We start from the raw sequence: 22,578 nt of genomic DNA on the forward strand, positions 1-22,578 counted from the left end.
ACGTCAGATGACCTGCCGGGCGCCGGGGCCGGTGCCACGGAACTGCGCGTCCGTGGGCTCGTCCTTGTGGTGGTTGTAGTCGAGCGTGGGCGCGTCGGGGCGGTGGTAGTCGCTGCCCGCGTCGGTGTTGCCGATCGGCTTGACCGGGGCCGGCGGCGGCGGGGCCGCCGTGGTGTCGGCGGCCGGTGCGACGGTCTCCTGCGGCGCGCGGACCACGCGGTCCGCGGTCGCCGGGTCGGGGCCGGGCTGGGCGCCGCCGGCCAGGCGCGGGGAGGCCGGCAGGTCGCCGTTGGTGCTGATCCGGCCGATCTCGGTGCCGTGCTGCTCGTCGTTGGTCCGGTGCCGGGCCGCCATGGTCTGGAGGTTCTGCCCCATCGCGTTGGCGTTCTTCAGCAAGGTCCGGATTCCCGCGAGGGTCTGCTGCTGGTGCTTGGCCAGGCCGCCGACCGAGGATCCGGCGCCTTTGAGGGCCTTGCCGAGCAGGTCGGTGCCGTACACCGAGTCCTCGACCTGCTTGATCACGGCCTCCAACTGGTTGGCCGGTCCTTCCAGTTCATGCAGCAGGCTGATGATTTTCTTCGCTGCCGCATCGACCTCGTCGAGGTCCATCCATACCGTTTCGTCCGCCACTGTCCACCCTCCAGGTCACCGCCCCCGGGCAGCCGGACGTCCGCCGGGCCGCCCACCGGCCGGGGGCGCGCCGCAGCGCCCGCGCCGGATCCAGGGCAGGCCGAAGGCACTCGCGGCTGCCGCACCCGCTCATTTGTCAGGTAACTTTACTAGGTGTCCGAGGACGCACCGGCCAAGCGCGTCAACCGAGGTGACGGGACGTCACCTCGGTACGAGCTTCGCAGAGCGGCAGAACAGGGCACGAGGCCCGAAGGTATGCAGTTGGTAAATTCCCGGCGCGAATCACCGGCCATGTGGCAGAAGGGGGCGCTCCGTTCAGGGAGGTCGTGAATGTCCAGTGAGGAATGGGCGGCTTTGGGTGAACTGTGGTGGTGGCGGCCGGACTTCGTCGCGCCGAGACCCGGCCGCCGGTGGACGGTGACATCCACCCCCACAGGCGGTCACCGTCCGGCGTGGCGCTCCTGGTAGGCGGCGATCACCGCGTCGATCGGGATCGACGGCCAGGTGCTGAGCTCGCCGGTGCCGCGGTCCACCACGCCGGTGGCGTCACCGAGGTTGGCCGGCGGCCGGACCTGCCCGGTCACCGGGTCGACCTCCAGCGGCGCGGGCGCGGCCCACACCACCCAACCGAGGTCGAACTCCCGGAACTTGACCTCACGCGCGGTGCCCTCCGGGGCGCCTTCGTTCAGCCATGCGTGCGCCTTCGCGATGGCCTCGTCCTGGGTGATCATGCGGGGTTCCTCCTATGGTGCGATGTGTGCTGCGGGCGGTGCGGCCGGAGCCGCGACGCCCGCGATGGCGGCGTCCGGACCGGACGGCCCCGGGCGGGGCTGTCCGGTCCATGATCCCGGTCGGGCGCGACCCGTCGATCGGCGGCTCAGTGCTCGCGCCCGGGGGCGGTGAAGGCGTCGAAGGTCTCGGTGAAGTACGGGTCCGGCGGGCCCGAGATGGTGTTCTCCTCCGAGTCGGAGACCGAGGCCCAGAGGTTCCAGCCCAGGCCGAAGGTCCTCGGCATTCCGCCGGTGGCCTCGAACACCCGGCGTTCCGTCAGGTCGGCCCAGCGCAGGCGGCCGTCCCGGTCGTGGACCAGCGCGACGGCATGGGCGCGCCCCTCCTCGCCGACGCCCAGCACGGTGGCGAAGCTGCCCTTGCCACCGGCCTGCACCTTCTCCATCAGCGCCTTCACCGCGTCCTCGCCCTTGCCGAACGCGGCCGGCGCCTCGGGCCGCGTCCACGCCGTGCCGCCGGTGACCGGCTCCGCGTCACCGGGCAGGCTCGCCCCGGACACCCGGGGACGCCCGAAGTGGGTGTCCCGGTACGCCTCCACGTTCTCCACCGACGCGTTCAGCTCGGGGCCCGGCCGGAAGCCGGTCCCGTCCTGCTCCGGCGCCTGCCGCGGATTGACGTGGCCCAGCAGCGTGTTGCTCATCGGCGGGTGCACATGGCCCGGCCCGCCGACGTAACCGGCCAGCTTCTGCGCCCTCGGGTCGTCGTCCGGGACAGGCGCGAAGGCCCGCTCCTGCGACGCGCCCGCCGGGTCGGCCGGCGCCTGGTCCGGCACGGGCTGCTGGGCGGCGGCGTCCCGCTTCTCGATCTGGGCGGTGGCATCGTCGGCCATCACGCCGATCCAGTCCGACTTGCCGAACTCCGAGAACAGGGTCGCGGTGGTCCGGTACTGGTGGTCCGTCAGCACCTGGTTGGCCAGCGACTGGATGTGGTTCTCGTGGAGGGTGAGGAACCTCCGCCTCTCCTCGCTCTTCGCGCGCAGCTCGGCCGCGGCGGACTGGATGTTCTCCAGGGTCGCCTCGGGCCGCTGAAGGGCCTCCACCAGGTTCTTCTGCTCCAGGAGCATCTCCCGCATCTGGCCCATGCGCTGGTTCAACGACCTGACATGGGGGTTCGTCAGGCTCAGGTCCTTGGTCAGACCGTAGGCCGCGTCGTCGAAGTGGCCGAGCTGTTCCTTCGCGTTGATCAGGTACGGGTCGACCGTCATCTTGACGACGGCCTGCGGGGTCTGCGTCCCGACCTCGAACGGGACCGCGGACTGCCGGGAGACCCGCGGCGGGGTCAGCGGGTTCCGCGCGTCCTTCTGCACCTCCTGACTGACCATCTCCCACCCGTCGGGGCCGTACCGCAGCATGTTGGTCGCTGCCGGGGTGTGCCCGGGGGGCAGGATCGCCGCGTAATCGCCGCCACCCATCCAGGTGGTGACCGTCTGCGCGGCCCGGAACTCGGCGGCCGTCCGAAGGGCGTCCGAGGCCGAGTAGGACTGGTAGTGCCAGGCCGTGAAAGTGTCGCCGCCCGGCTCGACGGTGGCCACGAAGGCGCAGCCGTTCATCGCGTCGGTGAACACCAGACCCTCCCGGGGGCGGGCCGGGTTCGGGCGCAGCGGCACCTCGGTGTGGCCGATGGTGCTCAGGTCGTCGAGGCTGGCCCGCTTGTCCGCCTCGTAGGGCACATACGCGCCCCTGACGTAGTGGCTGTCCTCCTTCACCGGCGGCAGCCCGCCGCTGGGCCGGGGGAAGTCGGAGTAGTGCTCGGCGTACTTCTCCCACGCGGGCACCAGGTGGTAGCCGGGCTTCCCGGTGGCGGCCGCGGCCGGGTCCGGCACCATCTCGAACCAGTGCTGGTCGCGGCCCCGCATCGCCCTGAGCAGGTTGTTCTCCTCGAAGGGCTTCAGCCCGGGCATCCGCTGCCGGACGCCGGCGGCGAAGTCCACCGAGACCAGGTTCTCGTCCAGGAAGGTGCGCGGGTCGTGCATGATCCCGTGCTCCGGCGTGCCCACCGGCGGCAGCGGCTCGGGCGTGACGGGCGGGTGCTCGGCGCCGTCGTGCTCGTTGTTGGCGTGCTCGTCGTTGCCGTCGTGCTCGTTGTTGGTGTGCTCGTCGCCGTCGTGCGCGCCGTTGCCGCCCTGGTCCTGGTGCTCCCCGTCGGCGTGCTGCGACGATCCGCCGTCGGGGGCGGCGCCGGGCGAAGCGTCCGGACGGTGCTGCGAACCGCCCTCGTGTTCCCCCGCCGACCGCTCCTGCGGCTGGTGTTCGCCGAGGCCGGCCGGGTCCGCCGGCGGGCGGACGTCGGAGACGTACTCCGAGCGGGCCGACGGGACGCCCAGGTCGCCGAGCGCCTTGTCGAAGTCCCGGGCGGCGCTGAGGAATTCGTCGCGGCCGCGGAGCATCGTCTCCGCGCTGTGCTTGCGCCGCTCGGCGAGCGCCGCCCGCTCCTCGCGGCCGGTGCTCTCCTCCCACTTGAGCTGCTCGGCGCCCTCCGTGAAGTGCTTGGCGCCCTGCTCCGCCCGGTTTGCCAGCCGGTGCAGCTCGGCCTTGAGCGCCGGGTCGGCGGCCAGGTCGGCGACCTGGCGGCGGGCCTTGATGTTGTCGTGCAGGTCGGCGGCGACCTCGCCCGCGATCCGCTCGGCCATCGGGATCTCCTGCCGCACCTGGACGGTGGACTTCGGGTCCGGGTGAGCAGACAGGTCGGGATTGCCGTGGTGCGGCTCGTCGAGCCCGAAGCTGCGGAAGCCGGCCATCGCCAGCGCCGCGTGCATCGCCACGTCGTCGGAGGCCCGGTCCCAGGCGTTCTGGAACCTGGCACCGTGCTCGCCGACGAACACCTCGTCGCCACCGTCCGGCGAGTACTCGCCCGCCCGGTCCTTGGCCGCGGCGCGCAGCTCGGAGAACTTCTGCTGGATCGCCGCCGGATCGTAGGCGACGCCCTGCTTCTCGTTCTCCTTCAGCCAGCCGATGAACTCCTTCTGGTACCCGGGGTCCGGCGGCGGCCAGCCCTCGGGGTAGAACTCGTTGAGCTCCCTGATCGCCCGCTGATGCTCCTCGGTGCGGCTCATCATGAAGCCGTGCGAGCTCTCGGCCTGGCCCTCGCCGGTCAGTTCGGCGCTGCCGTACTGCTCGGTCATCTTCTTGTTGCCGGACCAAAGGTTGTACTGCACCTCGGAGTTGGGCCGGTCCGCCTGCCCGGTCAGCCCGTCCTGGCCGAGCTCCAGCCGGCCCAGGTTGGTCCGGATCTGCTCGTAGATCTGTTCGGTGTGCACCTGGAGTCCGACCAGCTTGTCGCCGGCCTCCTGGTTGCCCTTGGGATCGTCCTTGCCGGTGAAGGCCGGCATCTTCGCCAAGGTGTCCTGCGGCAGCGGCTCGGGCGCGGACCGCGGCGACGGGACGCCCGCCGGGTCGGCCGGGGGCCGGGGGGACTCGACGCCCGCCGGGTCGTCCGGGACCTGCTGGGCGGCCTCGTCGCGCTTCTTGATCTGGGCGGCGACGTCAGCGGCCATGTGGTCGACCCAGTCCGGCTTCCCGGGCTCGATCGAATAGCCGAACTCGGAGAGCACGGTGTTGCCCGACCGGTTCGGGTGCAGCGGCGTCGCGTCGATCGCCAGGCGCTCGATGTCGGCCCGGTGCTCGTCCAGGAACATCTGGCGCGAGCGCTTGATCCGCTTCAGCCCGTTCGACAGCTGCTGAAGGTCCTCCAGGGTCGCTTCCGGCCGGTTGTACGCCTTCACCAGGTCGTTCTGCGCGCCGAGCATGTCGTTCATGTCGGCGAGGTGTCCCTGCAACTTCTTGAGCGCGGGGTTCTTCGGGTCCAGTCCCGTGGTCAGGTCGTGCGCCGCCTGCTGGAAGCGGTCGAGTCGCTCCTGCGCGATGACGTGGTACGGGTCCAGCGTCATCTTGACGACGGTCTCGGGGCTCTGCGTCCCCACGTCGAACGGGATCCGCTTCGGCGGGTACAGGGTCGGCGGGAACTTCCGCATCGTCTCCGACGAGCCGTCGTACGTGTGCGACTCCTGGCTGATCATCTCCCAGCCGTTCGGGCCGTGCTTCAGCATGTTGGTCGCCGCCGGCTTGAAGCCCAGCGGCAGCGGGTGGGAGTAGTCGCCCACGCCCATCCACGCCGTGACGGTGTGCTGCTTCCGGAAGTTGTAGCCGCCCTCCAGGTGCCCGGCGGACGAGTACGACTGGAAGTGCCAGGCGGTGAAGGTGTCCCTGCCCGGCTCGACGGTGGTCACCAGGGCGCAGCCGTTCATCGCGTCGGTGAACACCAGCCCCTGGCGCGGCAGGTCCGGGTGCGGGTTGAACGGCACCTCGGTGTGGCCGATGGTGTCCGGCTTGGCCGGGTCGGGACGCTGCTCGGACTTGTAGGGGATGTACGCGCCCTTCACGTACTCGTGGTCCTCCTTGACCTGCGGCAGGCCGGATTCGGGCCTCGGGAAGCCCTCGTAGTGCGCGGCGTACTTCTCCCACGCCGGCACCAGGTGGTAGCCCGACGGCTCGCCGTTCTTGCCGACCCCGTTCGGCTCCAGCACGAACCAGTGCTGGTCACGCCCCTTGATGGCTTCCAGGAACGCGCCGACCTCCCCCGGCTTCGCGTGCGGCATCCGCTCCTTGACGCCGGTGGCGAAGTCCACCGAGACCTGCTTGGTCTTCAGGAACTCGGCCGGGTCGTGCATGATCCCGTACTCCGGCGTCCCCACCGGCGGCAGCGGCTCGGGCACCACCGGCGGGTGCGCGGCGTCCTCGCCGTGCGGTGCGGTGGTGTCCTGCTGGTTGGTGCCGTCCTGGTGCTGCGGGGACCCGGCATGCTCGGTGGCACCCGGCGAGGCGTCCGGACGCGAGTTCTCGCCCGACCGGCCTTCGGGGCGCGGGCCGGCCTGCTGCTTGCCGTCGCCGGCGGGCGGGCCCGACGGGTGCACGGGCGCGCGGTCCGGGGTGAGCGGGACGGCGAACAGGCCGCCCTCGCCCGCGTACAGCGGCCGGTCGCTGGTGCGGCCCAACTGCGGGTCCGCGTACACGATCGTGCCGTTGTGGTTCATCGCGTTCCAGGCGTGGGTGCGGCCCTCGCTGTCACGGCTGATGATCACCGCCTGCGAGCCGTGCCCGCTGTCCAACAGGGTCTGCGCCAGCTTGTCGTGCCCGGCCTGCCCGGCGCCCAGGTGCTCGAACTTCCCGCCGAGCGACTGCTCGATCCGGTCCCGGCCGCCCTTCTCGCCGACCGAGTTGTTCTCGGTCCGCGGCGCGGCGACGGTCGGGTGACCGTCGTAGGTGTCGACCAGCGAGAGCGCCGCGTCCGCGCAGTTGTTGGCCCGGCCCGGGGCGCCCGGGCCGTCGCCGTTCAGCTTCTTCAGCCAGTCTCCCGAGGTCGGATCAGGGTGCCGCTGCGGCGAACCGTCCGCGTGGTGCGGCAGCGCGTCCTGAAGCTGCTTCAGGTCGTGCTCCGACGGCCGCTTCAGCCCGCCCTCGACATCGAACGGCCGCTGATCCGTGGCCGGGTGCCGCGGGCCGCCGCCCTCGTGGTCTCCCAACGAGCGCTCGTGGGACGGCTGTTCGTGGTTCGGCAGCTCGTGGCTCGGCTGCTCGCGGTTGGGCAGTTCGTGGTTCGGCAGCTCGTGGCTCGGCTGCTCGTGGTTCGGCAGCTCGTGCGAGGGGTTGCCGAGGCCGGCCGGCTGCTCGGGGGCGACGTCCTGGGCGTGCTCGTTCACCTGCTGCTGGTGCGGGGCGTTCTCGTGCCCCGCTCCGGACGGCGGGTTGCCGCCCGGGTGCTGGGCGGCCGGCGCGTGCGGCGCCGGGGCCGCCGGCTGGGGCTCCGGCAGGTGTCCCAGCCGGAGGTCGTGCACCGCCGTGCCACCGACGGCGTTCGTCCCGTTCGGAGTGGTCAGGCGCACCGACGGCGCCCCCAGCATCTCGGCCGTGCCGGGAATCCGTGCGCCGCCACCGCTGGTGGTGGAGTGCTCGTGCACATGGGCCTCGCCAGTGACCAGGATGTACTTCCCCGACTGCCCGACGCGGTCGGAGGTGATCGCGTCGTGCATGTACGAGTTCAGCATCCGGGCCCGCTGCTCCAGCGGGCCGTAGCCGGGTCCGTCCGGCCTGCGCGCGGGGTAGCCGTCCACGGCCCGGACCCGCATGCCTTCTTCCTGCGCCTTCACCACCGTTTCGTAAAGACCGGCGTTCTCCGGGGAGTTGTTGTTCCGGTCGTAGGACCGGAGCATCCTCTCCAGGTTCGGCGGCATGGTGCCGCCGGACTCCAGATAGGTGTCCAGCTCGTGCTGGAGCGAGTCGTCGCGAAGTGCCTCGACGTAGATGGTGTCGACGCCGGCCTCCTTCAGACCGGCCATGTTCTCCTTGAGGAACTTCCAGCTGGGCGAGTTGCCGTGTGCCTCGCCCAGCACGATCCCGGGGGGCTCCGGGTTGACGCCGTCCCCGTTGAGCAGGCGCTGGACGCCGTCCAGGGCCGAGGCCTGCCCGTCCAGCCGCTGCTGCACCTGTGCCCCGTCGACCGGGTGCCAGACGGTCTCCGCATCCTGGCGGGCCAGCCGCTCCAGCACGTTCTGACGCTCGCGCTGGGCCTGGAAGTTCGGATCGGTCCGGTAGTCGAGCTTGCCGCCGTGCTCCAGCAGCTTGTTGCCCGGGTAGACGTAGGCCTCGGTCTCGCCGGTCGCCACCAACTTGGTGCGCAGCCCCTCGTTCAGCGCCGACGCCGCGTCGGGGTGCAGCGCCTTCAGCGTCAGCGGGTCGAGGTGCGACTTGAAGCTCTGCGAGTACGGGCTGACCTTGACGTCGGGCGTCCCGCTCGCCGTGAAGGAACCCGAGTGGTGGCGACCCTTGTCGCTCTGCGGCAGGGAGTTGGCGGACACGGCCAGATCACCGGTCAGGGTGAACTTGAACTTGTTGTCCTTCTTGTGCTGCGCGAGTGCCGCCGGGTCGGCGGAGGGCGGGTAGATCAGCGCCGGGCCGGGCGGGTCCTGGTGGAGCTTGGCCTTCTCCTCGGCACTGGGACGTTGCTCGATCGGAGGAAGCGGCGGCTCGGGACGGACCGCCATGCCCGGGTCCGAATCCGGCCGTTGGGCGTCCGGCTTCGGGCCGGCCTGGTGGTTGCCGTCACCGGCGGGCGGGCCGGACGGGTGCAGGGGCGCGCGGTCCGGGGTGAGCGGGACGGCGAACAGGCCGCCCTCGCCCTGGTACAGCGGCGTGTGACTGGTACGGCCCATCTGGCCGTCCGTGTACACGATCGTGCCGTTGTGGTTCATCGCGTTCCAGGCGTGGGTGCGCCCCTCGCTGTCACGGCTGATGATCACCGCCTGCGAGCCGTGACCGCTCTCCAGCAAGGTCTGCGCCAGCTTGTCGTGCCCCGCCTGACCCTTGCCCAGGGACTCGAACTTCCCACCGAGCGACTGCTCGATCCGGTCCCGGCTGCCCTTCTCACCGACCCCGTTGTCCTCGGTCCGCGGCGCGGCCACCGTGGGACGGCCGTCATAGGTGTCAACCACCGAAAGCGCCGCATCCGCACAGTTGTTGGCCCGACCCGGAGCACCCGGACCGTCACCGTTCAGCTTCTTCACCCAGTCGCCCTCGAACGGGTCCGGGTGCCGCTGCGGGGTGCCGTCCGCGTGGTGCGGAACCGCGTCCTGGAGCTGCTTCAGGTCGTGCTCCGACGGCCGCTTCAGCCCACCCTCGACATCGAACGGCCGCTGATCCGTGGCCGGGTGCCGCGGACCACCACCCTCGTGGTCCCCCGACGGCTGCTGGTGCGGCTGCCCAGGGCTGTTGTGCTCGTTCCCGGCCTGGCGGTCGGTGTTGCCCTCGTGCTGATGGGGCTGGTTGGGCTGGTCGTGCTGCGGCCCCTGGCCCTCCAGGTACTCGGAACTCCCGCGCGGCGCCTGCGCGTCGGGGTGAACCGGGCCGAGTCCGCCCGGGTTCCCCGGCGCCGACGGGTGGGTGGAGTCGGTGTGCTGCGGCGGCGCGCCGGCCGGGGAGTGGTTGTCGGGGGTGGGCAGGTAGCTGAGCCGGACGTCGTCCGGAGGCGTGCTGCTGCTCGCCCGGTTCGGCGCTTGGTGCGGTGTCCCCGAACCGTCGGTCAGGTGCACGGCCGGGACGCCCAGCAGGTCGGCCGTGCCGGGGATCCGTCCACTGCCCGAACCGGTCGTGGAGTGCGCATGGCTGGCGCCGACCACGACCACGTACTTGTTCCCGCCACTGGCGGCGTCCGAGCTGATCACATCGTGGGCGTACGAGTTCATCAGGCGGGCCCGCTCGTGGACCCCGCCGTCCTCGTTGATGGTCCGGGCCGGGTATCCGTCCACCGCACGGACCTTGACGTTGTTGGCCTTCGCCGCCTCCAGCACCTCGGTCAGCTTGGCGCTGTGGGAGCTGTCGTACTTCGCGGCCGCTTTCTGCAGGCTCGGGGGCATGGGCCCCTGGTGGGACGGGTCCAGGTACGTGTCCAGGTCGTGCTGGACGGCGTCGTCCCGCAGGGCCTCCAGGTAGATGGTGTCGACCCCGCTGGCCTTGAGCTGCGCCATGTTGTCCTTGAGGAACGGCCAGGTCGCGGACTGGCCGTGTCCTTCGCCGATCACCACTCCGGGGAATCCGGCGTCGCCTCCGTGACCGTTCAGCAGGCGGTTCACACCGTCCATCGCGGAGCTCTGGCCGGCGAGCTGGCCCGACACCCGGTCGCCGTCGATCCAGGTGCCCTTGTCCGTGTTCTGGTTCGCGAGGTCCTTCAACAGCTGCCGGCGCTCCTGCTGCTGCTCCATCGTCGTCCTGGACCGGTAGTCCAGCTTCGCGGCCTCTTCGAACACCTTGTTGCCCGAGTACGCGATGGCGTCCGGGCCGAGGGCGTTGCGCAGCGGCTCCCGAAGCTTGCCCCCGACCGGGCCTTCCACCAGGGTCAGGGTCGCCGGGTCGACGTAGGCCTTGAAGGTGTGGTCCTTGATCTTGGCGTTCGGCTTCCCGCTCGCCGTCGAACCCTCCGACTGGTGGGTGTTCTTGCCGTCCTTCACCGGCAGGTGGTTACTGACCTCCTTCAGCTCCGGCGAAAGGTCGGACTTGAACTTGTTCGCAAAAGCCGTCCCAAGGTGCGCCGCCTTGCTGTTGCTCGGCGGGTAGACGATGGACGGCCCTTCCGGGTTCTGGTGCAGAACCTTCCGTCCCTCGGGGGTCAGCCCCTGACTGTCCATCAAGGACTTCCGGCTGCCCAGCCCGGCCGGCTCGGCGTCCGGCCGCAGCCCGGTCGGCGTGTCGTCGGGGCGCGTGGAGGTGGGGTGCGTCGAGTCGCCCAGGCCTCCCGGACTCTCCGGGGCCCGGGTGTGCGAAGTGTTGGCGTGCTCGTCCCCGAACGGGTTCGACACCTCCGAGCTGGGGCTGTTGTGGCCCGACGAAGCGGCGTGCTCGTCCCCGAACGGGTTCGACACCTCCGAGGCGGGGCTGTTGTGGCCCGACGAAGCGGCGTGCTCGTCCCCGAACGGGTTCTGCATCTCGGGCGCGGGGCGGTTGCCCGACGGACCTGCGTGACCGTCCCCGAACGGGTTCGCGCTCGACGCCCCGGCAGTGGGACGGTTGCTCGGCGGAACCTCCGGCGGGGCGCCGACCGGCCGTTGAGTGAACGGCGGCGGAACCGGCGGCGCAGCCGGGGCATGCTGCTGAGCGGGTCGCGGGGGAACCGGCGGCGCGGAACCGGCGTGCTGCTGAGCGGGCGGCGGCGGAACCGGCGGCGCGGAACCGGCATGCTGCTGCGTGAACGGCGGCGGAACGGGCGGAGCGGCCGGGGCGTGCTGGCCGGCGAACGGCGGCGGAACCGGCGGCGCGGAACCGGCGTGCTGCTGAACGGGCGGCGGCGGAACCGGCGGCGCAGCCGGAGCATGCTGCTGAGCGGGCGGCGCGCCCTCTGGCGCGGGCGCGGCGGTCGTACCGCCGGCGGCAGCCGCAGCGTCCGCCCGGTTCTGCGCGTTCAGGTGCTCGACCAGGTACGCCTTCGCGAAGTTCTGCTTGACCTTGGGGTAGTTGGAGTACGGCTCCCTCCCGGTCGCCTCCACGATCTGGTCGAACAGCCGCTGCTCGTTCGGGGTCTTCGGCATTCCTGCGACCGTGTCCCAGTACCGGCTCGGCGGGAAATGGCCGTCCTCCGGCAGGCCGAGCAGCTTCTTGACGCCCTTCTGTTCCTCGCTCGACAGTCCGCCCTGCCCGTCCTTCTTCTGGTATGTCAGGCGCGGCTCCTTGCCCTCCTCGTGGAACTTCACCTCGTTGGTGAGGATGTTGTGGTATTCGATGAGCGCGGGGTTGTTCTGCGTCTTGTCGATGTCGATCTGGTCGAGCGCCTGCTTGTGGTGCCCGAGCTCGTGCTGGATCACGTGTTCCTGCGCGAACCCGTCCTTGATGTTCATCCGCTGGTTGACGACCAGCACGTCGGGGGCTCCGTCCGCCCCCTTGACGTACGCTCCGCCGCCCTTGCCGGAGATCGCCGTGGCTGCGGGGGTGCTGTCACCGTCCTTCAGTCCGTCGATCTTTCCGATGGTGAGCTTGCCGCCGTCCTCGGACAGATGGCCGACCCGTCCGTCCCCGTATTCGGAGAACGGCGTGGAGACGGTGGCCGTGTCCGGCACGAACACCATGACCGGGAGCTGGTCGTCCGGAATCCCCAGCCGCCGACCGATCTCCTGCGTCTCTTCGAGGGTGGGGATGTGCCGCTTGTCCTCCAGGCCGGGGAACGGCGACGGGTCTTCGTGCGTCTGACCGCCCGGCGTCTCGTCCGGCCGCACCTCGTCCGGCCGCGGTTCCTCGGGCCTCGGGGAGGTGTCGGACTCGGGCCGGGCACTGGGGTCCGTCTCGGGCTTCGGCTGGGCCTCGGGCCGCGGTTGGGCCTCGGGCCGCGGTTGGGCCTCGGGCCGCAGGGACGCCTCCGGCTTCGGGGTGGTCTCGGTCCTCGGGGTGGTCTCGGGGCGGGCGCCGGCCTGGTGGTTGCCCGTGGTGTTTCCGGCGCCGTGGTTGGTGGGGTGCAGCGCACTGCCGTTCGGGCCGAGCGGGACGGCGAACAGGCCGCCCTCGCCGGCGTACAGCGGCTTGTCGCTGGTACGGCCCATCTGCGGATCGGCGTAGACGATCTTGCCGTCGTGGTTGACCACGTTCCAGGCGTGCGAGCGGCCGTCGCCGTCGGTGCTGATGATCAGCGCCTGCGAGCCCGGACCACTCTCCAGCAGGGTCTTCTGGAGCTTGTCGTGACCTCCCGCGCCCGCGCCCTGGTGCTCGAACCTGCCGCCGAGCGACTGCTCGATCCGGTCGCGGCCGCCCTTCTCGCCAAGGCCGTTGTTCTCCACGCGCGGCGCGGCCGCCGTGGGGTGGCCGTTGTAGGTGTCGATGAAGGACAGTGCCGCGTCGGCGCAGTTGTTGTTGCGTCCGGGCGCGAACGGGCCGTCGCCGTTGAGCTGCTTGATCCAGTCGCCGTCCTGCGGGTCCGGGTGGATCTTCGGCTTGCCGTCCTCGTCACGCGGGACGGCGTCCTCGATCCGCTTCTGGTCGTGCTCGGAGGGCTCCTTCAGGCCCCCGGGCTCGTCGATCCGCCGCCCGTCCGTCTTCCGGGGCTGCGGCTCACCCTCGTGGTCGGCACCGGGCCGGTTGGGGTGCTCCTCATACGACTTCTGGTCGTGCGGCTGCTGCTCGTGCGACGCGGGCGGGTGCTCCGTGCCGTGCGGCGCCGCGCCGGCGTGCTCGGTCGGCTTCGGGGCCGGGGCGTGCTGCTGCTCCGGGACGGTGTGGGCATCGGGGCCCGAACCGCGACCGCCACCGGGGCGGAGCGAACCGCCCCCCTGCTGGCTGCCGCCACCGCTGTGGACGGTGCCGCTCTGGCTACCGGGCCTGGGCGCACCCGAGGTTGACGGAGAGTCGGAACGGGCGCCGCCGCCACCGACCGGGCCGTGGGCGAACCCGCCGCCCATGGGCGGGACAGCGGTCTGGTTCGGGCTCTGGGTACCGGAGTTGGGCGGAGTGTCGCCGAGGCCCTCGGGCATGCCCTGACCGGGGACGGTCGCTGCGTCCGGGCGCGGCAGCGTCGCGCTGCGGGCACCGTCGAGGTGCGTGCCGCCCGCATTGCCGCCGCCACCGCCATGGCCGGACGAGGACGCGGCGCCGGCAAGGCCCGCCGCACCGCCCAGGACGCCGGACAGGTTGGGCATCGCACCCGCGCCGGTCGGACGCGGAGTGCTGTCATCGCCCGACGAACTCTCGTTTCCGGCGGACGAGTTGTCGCGGGCCGGCGCACTCGACGCCTCGTTCCGCACCGGCTGCTCGTGCACCGGACGGCTCGGCTCCTGCCCCGACAGCGGCTCGTGCGACGGCCGCACCGACTGCCCCTCCTCGCGAACCGGCGCACCGGACCCCCGCGAATCGGGCCGGGTGCTCTGCCCCTCCGCCTCGTTCCGCACCGGCTGCTCGTGCACCGGACGGCTCGGCTCCTGCCCCGACAGCGGCTCGTGCGACGGCCGCACCGCCTCCACGTGCTCGCGCGCCGGCTGCGACGGAGTGTGCTCGGTCAGCGGCTCGCGCGTCGGCCGAATCGCCTCCGCCTGCTCGTGACTCTTGCCACCACCCGGCTGCTCGTGCGCCTGCGGCGGAGCCTGCTCATGGGCCCGGCCACCACCCGACTGCTCATGCGCCTGCGGCGGAGCCTGCTCATGGCTCCGGCCACCACCGGACTGCTCGTGCGCCGGCGGCGGAGCCTGCTCATGGGCCCGGCCACCACCCGACTGCTCATGCGCCTGCGGCGGAGCCTGCTCATGGCTCCGGCCACCACCGGACTGCTCGTGCGCCGGCGGCGGAGCCTGCTCATGGGCCCGGCCACCACCCGACTGCTCATGCGCCTGCGGCGGAGCCTGCTCATGGCTCCGGCCCGCTCCACCCGACTCGGAGTGGGACGGCGGGGCGTCTCCGCTGGTGCGGCCGGAGCCGAACGGGGACAGGCCGCCGGCCGTCGAGCCGCCCGAGCCGCCCGAGCCAGCCGAACTCGACTTGCCCGAACCCGAACCCGAACCACTGGAACCCGAGCCCGAGGCACCCGAGCCCGAGCTACTGGAGCCCGAACCCGAGCTGCTGCCACCCGAGTTGGAGCTCCCGCTGTCGCCGGACGGGCCGTGGTAGGAGCTGTTGTCGCCCGAGGAGGTGTCAGGCTTGGTGAACTTCGGCGGGCCGTCCTGGCGACCGCCTTCGCCGGGGCCGACGGGTCCGGGAATGTGCGGGGCATCGCCGGGCTTGGGCGCGGGGCCGTGCCCGTTCATCTTGACAGCACCGTGATGCAGGCCCACGCCCGCACCACCGGACAGGCCCGAGCCGAGCAGCGAGGAGGTGTCGACCTTGCCCGTGGTGAGGAACTGGGTAGCGGCGTCCGCGCCGACGCCGGTGGCCGCGCCGATCGCCATCTTGCCGCCGAGCGAGTTGGCGGCGCCGCCGAGGCCGACCTTGCCGGCCGCGCCGCCCAGGCCCTTGCCGATCAGGCCACCGGCGGCGCCGCCGATGGCGCCGCCCTTGGCGTTGTCGCCGACTTCCTTCCAGTCGATGCTCTTACGGTGGCCCTCGGCGAGTTCGATGCCCTGCGCCATCAGGTTGATCGCGGCCATCTGGGCGGCCTGTTTGGCCGCCATCTTGGCCAAGTCGAGCACCAGGGTCTTGAGGGTCTTGGTGACGAACGTCCGGGCCGCCGCGATGAACCCGGGCACCTGGAGCATCGACGCACCGGCCGTGACCGGCGCCTCTGCCTCGGCGGTCGCCAACTCGAAGGCCAGAATGCCGAGTTGGGCGACAATCTGAATCTTCGCAGTCTCGGCCGAGTTGGCCATCTGCTCCAGCATGTCGCCCATGCCACTGAGCGCGTTGATGGTCGCGGTCAGCCGGCCCGGGTCGTCCTCGGTGCCCTTGCCGACGGTGTAGGTGGCCCAGAACTTGGTCAGCCCCTCGGCGGCGCTGCCCTGCTGGCCCTCCAGCGCACGCTTGATCGCCGCGTCCACGCCCTGGGTGGCGTCCCGCAGCGTCTCGGAGGCCTTGCGGCACTCGTCGGCCATGTCACGCAGTTGGTCTTCGTCCGCTTCCGGCCACCGGCAGCCGGCGAGCAGCAGGAGCACCCACTGGAGGGGCTCCGGGAGTTCGACAGCCATGGGTCAGTGCCTTCCAGTCGAGCCGGTCATACCGGGGGTGAACATCGGACGGACGTGGGTCGGCACGGTCGGTGCCGCACCCGGCGAGGGCGGCACCGGAGCCTGCCCGCCGTCCATGCCGGTGAAGGAACCGGCTGCGCCTTCTTCGGCGGCCTGGTAGTTCTCGCCCATCCGCTTCAGGCCGTCAGCGATGTCGCGGACTTCCTTGACCAGACTCTGAAGCGTCTTCAGGGTGTTGTGGCTGTACTCCAGATAGCCCTTCTCACCCTCGGCGAACTGCTTGCCCGACTCGTCGTTGCCCCAGGGGTTCTGCCCCTCCATCGGAGGCAGGTACGAAGTCATCCGGGAGGCCAGCGAGGCGATCTGCTCCGACGCGGCGAGCACCGGCGAGACCGCCGCCTTGTACTGATCGGGATCCACCTGGAACCCCTGCCCGGCCTTGCCCGTGTCGGAGGAACCCGAGCCCGAGCCCGACCCGGAGCCTGAACCGGCGTTGGTGCCGTTGGCCGCCCCAGCCCGCTGCCCGGCCTCGGCCGACTTCTGCGGCACCCCGTTCTCGATCGGAGTCCCGCTCGACTTCATCCGCGCCGCCTCCGTCCCGGGCGCGAGCGGCTCCCCGGCCGTCGCCGGCACCCCCTCCTGGAGCGGGGTCCCCTGCGCCTTCAACCGCCCACTCTCGGCAGGCATCGCAGGCACCGTGTCACCCAACGGCACACCCTCCGACGCCTTCAACCGCGCCGACTCCGCAGGCATCGCAGGCACCGCGCCACCGAGCGGCACACCCTCCTGGAGCGGGGTCCCCTGCGCCTTCATCCGCGCCGTCTCGGCGGGCATCGCGGGCATCGCCTCATGCAGCGGCACGCCCTCCGATGCCTTCATCCGCGCCGTCTCGGCGGGCATCGCGGGCATCGCCTCATGCAGCGGCACGCCCTCCGATGCCTTCATCCGCACCGACTCGGCGGGCATCGCAGGCACCGTGTCACCCAACGGCACACCCTCCGACGCCCTCATCCGCACCGACTCCGCAGGCTCGCCGACGGCCGTCCCGACCCGGAACGCAGGCATCTCGTCCGGCGCAAGCCGCCCGACGTGCGCCGCCTCCGTGAACGGCGAGCTCCCGTCAACCCGCTGCGCAGGCATCACATCCGGCTCAACCCACCCCACCCGCGCCGCCTCCGTGAACGGCGAACCCCCCTCAACCCGCTGCGCAGGCATCACATCCGGCTCAACCCACCCCACCCGCGCGGCTTCGCCGAACGTCGGCGCCTCCACGCCGATCCGCTCACCTTCCGGAATGCGCATGGTGCGCGCGGGTTCGACGTCGGGGTCGATCGCGAACCAGGGCACGTCGTTGCTCATGGGGGGTCCTTAGTGAGTACGGATCAGCGCGGAGGGGGGAAGCGGGGGCGGTGTCAGTCCGCGGGGGCGGCCAGGCGGGTGAGGGCGGCGCGCAGGAACGGGCTGGGAACCTGGTAGCCGCCTTCCTCCCGGATCGGGAGCGGCTTGGCGGCCGCCGCCGCAGGAGCCGCCGCGCTCACCGGAGTTGCGGGAGTGGCCGGCGTGGCCGCCACCGTCTCTGCGGCCTCCCCGTGCCCGCGCCGCGCGGCGACGCTGCGCGCCCGCTCCAGGTAGTCGCCGTCCGCCTTCGCCCCACCGGACGCCCCGGACTCCTTGGTCGCCCCGGAGGACTCGGTCGCGACGCTCTCCTGACGCGGCGCCGCCGCCTCCCCGGCCGCCGCAACAGCCACCTCGGGTGCGTCGCCGTCGGCAGGGGCGGGGGCACCCAGCAGCACTCCCGCGAGCTGGTTGAGGACGGCCTGCTCGCTGGTCGGAGCCGCCGCGGCGTCTGCTGCCACGGGCTCGGGCTCGGGCGCCGTGAGCACGCCCTCGGCGCGGGCGTCGTCCAGCCAACGGCGGCGGGCGCGCTGCCAGTTGCGGTCGCGCGGATCGACCTCGCCGGCCTGGCCGAGGATGCCACTGTCGTGCAGCAGCGCCTCCTCTTCCTCGCCCTCCGGTCCGAAGCGAGTGGGGCCGAGGAAACGGTTGGCACCCTTCTTCTCGCCCTTGCCGCCCCGCCCGGCGCCGCCCATGCCGCCGCCGTGGGCCCCGCCCGCAACACCCGCACCGGCACCCGCACCGCGCGCACCGGCACCGCGCGCACCCGCACCGGCCGCACCGCCGCCGCGCATGCCGCCGGCGCCACCGGCGCCACCGGCGCCCGCGCCGGCCAGCGCGCCGCCGGCCCGGCCCATCGCACCCATCGCGTTGCCGAAGGCGCCGCCGCTCATCCCGCCGGCGCCGCCGAAGCCGCCGCCGCCGAGACCGGCACCGCCGAGTCCGCCGCCGCCCGCGCCGCCGAACGCGGAGAGTCCGCCGCCCGCGCCGCCGAGCCCGGAGTGGCCGATGCCGAGGCCGGTGCCGCCGGAGCCGAGGTCGCCGAGGCCGGCCAGGTTGAGCGAGGCCTTCGGGCTGACCGGAAGGGGCGTGAAGGTCGGCGGGTGGCCGCCGCTGGACAGGTCCGGCACGTGGCCCGGAGGCGGCGGCGAGAACGGCTTCAGGATGCTGGGCGTCTTGGCACCGCCGTGACCGCCCGCGCCACCGCCGCCGCCACCGCCGGCCCCGCCGCCCGCACCGCCGCCCGCACCGCCACCCGCACCGCCGCCGCCACCGGCCCCGTCACCCGCACCGTCCCCACCGGCACCGCCACCGAGGCCGTCGGGTCCGCCGAGGCCGCCCGCGCTGTCGATGCCGAGGCCCGATCCGCCGCCCGCACCGCCACCGCCGCCGCCACCGCCGTTGAGGGTGCAGGTCTTGCCGATGCCGTTCATGTCGGCGATCTGGTTGGCGTTGTTGCGCAGGATGCCGTCCACCTGCGAGCTGACACCGCTCACGTACTGGTGGTACAGGCTGGCGGCCTGCTTGACGCCCTCGGAGTTGGCGATGTCGTCGTGCTTGCCCGCCGGGTTCTGCGCCATGTACGTCTTGGCGTAGTCGAGTTCCCGGATCATCTCGTTCTTGGTGTCGATCACCGCCTGGTGCGCGCCGTGCAGGCCGCTGGCGATGTCGGCACCGGCCTTGACGGTGGTGGCGACGTGCGAGGCGTCGCCGCCCGCGAACTTCTGCAGGTACTGCTGGAAACTGTCGGCGGCCGCGCCGGACATGCAGGACATGGCGCGCTGGGCGGCGTTGGCGATGCCGCGGATGTGGGTGTCCGCGATCTGGTTCCACTTGTCCCAGGCGACGGCGAGGTCGCCGATCAGGTCCTCGTTGCCGTCAGGGAACGAGATGTCCTTGCCGTTCTCGTTCTTCTGCACGGTCTTGAGTACTTCGGCGAGGTCGGCCGGCAGCTCGATCATGGCGGGAAGCTCTCTCGGATGGTGGGTGCGGCGGCGGCTGACACCGGATCAGCCGCCGTGGTGCGGGTGTGCGGCGTGCGTCAGATCAGGTTGCGGCCACCGCCGCCGACCGGGCCGTGCGGCTCCGGCGGGGGCTTGGGCTTGTTGTAGTCCAGGGACGGCCCGTCCTGGGTGTGGTAGCCCCCGGTGTCCGGCTGCGGCGCGGGCGCAGGTGCGGGCGCCGGAGAAGGCGACGGGGTCGGGGACGGGTTCACGGCCGGGGTGAGCGGAGTCAGCGGGCTGCCGTCGCCGGTGCTGATCCGGCTGAGCGAGGCGGCATGCTCCTCGTCGTTGGCCTGGTGGCGGGCAGCCATGGTCTGGAGGTTGGTGCCCATCGCGGTGGCGTTGCTGAGCAGCAGCTTGATACCTGCCAGCACGTCCTTCTGGTGCTTGTTGAAGCCGCCGACCGAGGAACCGCCGCCGGTCAGCGACTTGCCCAGCAGGTCGGTCCCGTACACCGAGTCCTCGACCATGGTGATGTGGGCTTCCAACTGGGCGAACGGGCCTTGCAGTTCCTCCAGCAGCGCTGCGATCGTCTTGGCTGCCGCCTGGACCTCGTCCAGGTCGATGTTCACACCGTCTCCGGCCATCCGTCCCGCCCTCTCCCTGTCTGCTCCCCGACAGTGCGGGCCGGTGACGGGGCGTTGCAGGGGGCCGGGGGCGACCGGGCGAGCGAGGGGCTGTACGCGGTGCCACGGGCAGTCCCGCGCACCCGCGGCTACCGCACCTGCCCATCCTTGCGGTAGCCGTTTGCCTTCGGCTTGCGCCTCACTAACGCGTCGATTTCCGGCCCCCACCAGCGACTTGGGACGGGCTCAGTGCGGCCCGAGTTCCTCCGCCCGCCGCCGGTGGGCGGTCGCGGCGTGGGCCAGCCCGGCGGCGTCCTCGGCGGCGGCGAGCGCGGCGAGCACTTCGGCGGTGGCCTCGTCGTGGCCGATCTGCTCGGCCTCGGCGAGGGCCGCGTTCAGCCGGCTGCGGGCCTCGGCGTGGCGGCCGAGCGCGGACAGTGCCTCTCCGCAGCAGGTGTGCAGCAGCACCCGACGCGCGGACGGCACCTGATCGGCCGTCAACTCCAGCCCGTACAGCGTCCGTTCGATGGCCTGGGCGGGGCGTCCGGTGGCCAGCAGGTGGCGGGCCAGGTGCTGGAGGGCGAGGGTGACGGTGTGGGTGTGGCCGATGGCGAGGGCGATCTCCAGGGCCTGGGTGAGGTTGCCGCCGGCCGTGGCGGTGTCGCCGAGTTCGGCCTGGACGGCGGCCAGGTTGACCAGTGCGACGGCCCGGCCGACCTGGTTGCCGGCCCGGGCGGCGAGTTCGGCTGCCGGGGAGAGGCAGGCGACGGCTTCGGGGAGGCGGCGGTTGGAGACCAGCACCCAGCCGAGCATGGCCCGCACCTGGCTCTCGCCGTCCAGGTCGCCGCACTCCAGGGCGGCCTCCAGGGCGTGTTCCAGCTGGGTCACCCAGCCGTCGCGCAGGCGGCGCAGGATCAGCGGCCACTGGGTGAGGACGAGTCGCCAGACCCGTTCCGGCGAGGTGGTGGCGATCACCTGGGCGAGGGTCTCGCGGTGCGCGCCGAGCCAGCGGATCGCCTCCTCGCCGCCGTCGAACTCCGGTACGGCGCGCGGCCGGTGGCTGCCGGCCGGGGGTTCGCAGCAGGGTTTGCTGCCGGGTTCGGCGGCCTGTGCGGCGGCCAGGCCGGTGTACAGGTACTGGTCGGCGAGCCGTTCCCGGGCGAGGCGCTGTTCGGCGGGGTGGGCGCGGCTGCTCAGTTCGCGGGCGTACAGCCAGACCAGGTCGTGCAGGGTGTAGCGGCCGCCGTCGGTCTCGGTGATCAGGTGGGTGGCGGCCAGCCGGTCGAGGGCCTCGGCGGTGGCCGAGGGTTCCAGGTCGCTGAGCGCGGCGGCGGTGTGGGCGTCGATCACCGGGCCGGGGTGGAAGCCCAGGGTGCGGAACAACTGGGCGGCGGAGGGCGGGAGTTGCTCGTAGGAGATGCGCAGCGCGCTGGCCACGCTGATCTCCTCGGCGGCCAGGTGGCCGAGCCTGCGCTGTTCGTGGCGGAGCTGTTCGGTGATCGCGGCGAGGCCGCGGCGCGGGTCGGAGGCGATCTTGGCAGCGGCGATCCGCAGGGCCAGTGGCAGGCCGTCGCAGAGCCGGGCGAGTTCGCGGGCGGCCTCGGGTTCGGCGGCGATCCGGGCCGGTCCGAGTACCCGGGCGAGCAGCGCCGCGGACTCCTCGGGGCCGAGCACGGCGAGCGGCAGCGGGCGGGCGAGTTCGGCGGCGACCAGGCCGAGCATCCGGTTGCGGCTGGTGACCACGGCGACGGAGTCGGCGCCGGCCGGCAGCAGCGGCCGGACCTGGTCGCTGTCGCGGGCGTTGTCGACCATCACCAGCAGTCGGCGGCCGGTGGTGATCCGCCGGTACAGGGCGGCGCGGGCGGTGGTGCCGGCGGGCAGGTCCTCGCGGGCGACGCCGAGTGCGGCGAGGAATTCGGCGATCACCTCGTCGAGGTCGCGGTCGGGGCGGTCGCTGAAGCCGCCGAGGTCGGCGAAGAGCAGGCCGTCGGGGAAGCGTCCGGCGTTGCGGTGTGCCCAGTGCAGGGCGAGGGCGGTCTTGCCGACCCCGGCCGGTCCGGTGATCAGCGCGATCGCGCCGTCCGGTCCGCCGCGTGCCGCGTCGGCGAGGGTGGCGAGTTCGGTGTCGCGGCCGTGGAAGCCGCGCGGGGCGCGCGGCAGCAGGTCCACGGCGGGGAGGTTCTCGATCGCGGGCGGCCCGGCGGGCGCGGGCACCCTCAGATCAACCAGCTTGTGAGCCACCGGAGTCGGGGGCGCTACGACCGGGGCCGGAATGGGCTCGGTGGGCTCGCCGCGCAGGATCCGCTCGTACGCGGCGTTCAGCGCCCGGCCGGGGTCCACGCCGAGCCGGTCGGCGAGCGATTCGCGGGTGCGGTGGTACCAGTCGAGCGCGTCGCACTGCCGTCCGGCCCGGAACAGCGCCAGCATCAGCGCGGAGACCAGCGATTCGCGCAGCGGGTGGGCGACCGTTTCGGCGCGCAGCAGTTCGGCGGCCCGGGCGGGGTCGCCGAGCCGCTGGTGGTGGTCGGCGAGGGATTCGACGGCGGCGAGCCGGTTCTCCTCCAGGGTCTGCCGCCAGGCCTCCAGCGGGGGGCTGGCGACGGTGCCGGTGAGGGCGGGTCCGCGCCACAGGGCGAGCGCGGCCTCCAGCGCGTCGACGACGTCCACCGAGCGTGCCTCGACCCGGGCGGCGGCCACCAGGGTGTCGAACTGCTCGACGTCCAGGCACCCTTCGGGCAGTTGCAGGGTGTAGGCGTCGCCCGCGGTGGCGAGTTGGACGCCCTTCCCGGTGGCGCCCTGCTCGGTGAGCAGGGCGCGCAGCCGGGATATGTGGCTCTGCACCACGGTGCGGGCGTTGGCGGGCGGTTCGGCGATCCACAGCGCCTCGGTGAGCTGGGCGACCGAGACCGCCCGGTTGCGGCGCAGCAGCAGCAGGGCGAGCACGCTGCGCCGCTTCTCCGGTCCGAGTCGCAGTTCGCCGCCTTCGGCGTCCTCCGCCGAAACGGCCCCGAGCAGCCGGAACTTCACCGCAGTAACCCCCAAACCCCCCCCGAGTTTGTGTTCG

At 72.5% G+C, this 22,578-nt stretch carries 7 protein-coding genes; all 7 read right to left on the reverse strand.

All coding sequences use genetic code 11. The features are described 5' to 3' along the window. Positions 1–3: 3 nt before the first annotated feature. Positions 4–609, reverse strand: a complete 606-nt coding sequence (locus ACFV18_RS00550; protein ID WP_380477959.1) for a hypothetical protein — start codon at positions 607–609, stop codon at positions 4–6. Between the two features lie 461 nt (positions 610–1,070). Beyond that, positions 1,071–1,361, reverse strand: coding sequence for a hypothetical protein (locus ACFV18_RS00555; RefSeq protein ID WP_380477960.1), 291 nt, complete (start codon positions 1,359–1,361; stop codon positions 1,071–1,073). A gap of 146 nt (positions 1,362–1,507) precedes the next feature. Next, a complete protein-coding gene (locus ACFV18_RS00560; protein ID WP_380477961.1) occupies positions 1,508–15,550 on the reverse strand; it encodes a toxin glutamine deamidase domain-containing protein in 14,043 nt (4,680 codons plus the stop codon). A gap of 3 nt (positions 15,551–15,553) precedes the next feature. After that, positions 15,554–16,909, reverse strand: coding sequence for a hypothetical protein (locus ACFV18_RS00565; RefSeq protein WP_380477962.1), 1,356 nt, complete (start codon positions 16,907–16,909; stop codon positions 15,554–15,556). 53 nt (positions 16,910–16,962) lie between these two features. Beyond that, on the reverse strand, positions 16,963–18,906 hold the full coding sequence (locus ACFV18_RS00570; RefSeq protein WP_380477963.1) for a hypothetical protein: 1,944 nt from the start codon (positions 18,904–18,906) through the stop codon (positions 16,963–16,965). An 80-nt stretch (positions 18,907–18,986) separates the two neighbouring features. Then, complete coding sequence (locus ACFV18_RS00575) at positions 18,987–19,535, reverse strand: WXG100 family type VII secretion target (protein ID WP_380477964.1); 549 nt, start codon at positions 19,533–19,535, stop codon at positions 18,987–18,989. Between the two features lie 225 nt (positions 19,536–19,760). Then, positions 19,761–22,541, reverse strand: coding sequence for a BTAD domain-containing putative transcriptional regulator (locus ACFV18_RS00580; RefSeq protein ID WP_380477965.1), 2,781 nt, complete (start codon positions 22,539–22,541; stop codon positions 19,761–19,763). Positions 22,542–22,578 lie beyond the last annotated feature (37 nt).

The organism is Kitasatospora sp. NPDC059673 (genome assembly GCF_042734215.1).
In the GTDB taxonomy this organism is placed as follows: domain Bacteria; phylum Actinomycetota; class Actinomycetes; order Streptomycetales; family Streptomycetaceae; genus Kitasatospora.